The organism is Pseudomonas sp. SDO5215_S409 (genome assembly GCF_054071325.1).
This window is the reverse complement of sequence record NZ_JBSVWN010000176.1, coordinates 1-481: the sequence shown is the minus strand read 5'-3', so window position 1 is coordinate 481 and position 481 is coordinate 1. Positions and strand designations below refer to the sequence as shown.

Here is a 481-nt window from a genome sequence, read left to right as displayed (position 1 = left end):
ACACGGTGATGTCTCGAAAGAAGCGTTCAACCATGTTCATCCACGAGCTGGAGGTTGGTGTGAAATGAATATGAAAGCGAGGATGCTTCGCCAGCCAGGCTTTCACAGCAGCATGCTTGTGGGTCGCGTAGTTATCGACGATCAGGTGAAGCTGGAGGTGTTTGGGCGTCTCTTTATTGATCTTCTTGAGAAAGGCCAGCCACTCTTGATGCCGGTGCTGACGCTCGATGCTGCTGATCAATTTGCCCTGAAGATAATCCAATGCAGCGAATAACGTGACTGTGCCGTGGCGGGTGTAATCATGGGATTTGGTCTGGATATGACCGATGCCCAAAGGCAAGCCCGGCTGCGTGCGCTCCAAGGCTTGAACCTGGCTTTTTTCATCGCAACACAACACCAAAGCCTTGTCCGGCGGGGCCAGATAGAGCCCGATCACATCCCAGAATTTCTCCTCGAACTGAGGATCGTTGGACAATTTGAA

1 pseudogene is annotated in these 481 nt (G+C 52.0%); it reads right to left on the bottom strand.

The window, feature by feature from the left end:
* Positions 1–481: pseudogene (locus tag ACW9H9_RS28790) on the bottom strand (IS630-like element ISPsy25 family transposase); the annotation flags it as partial.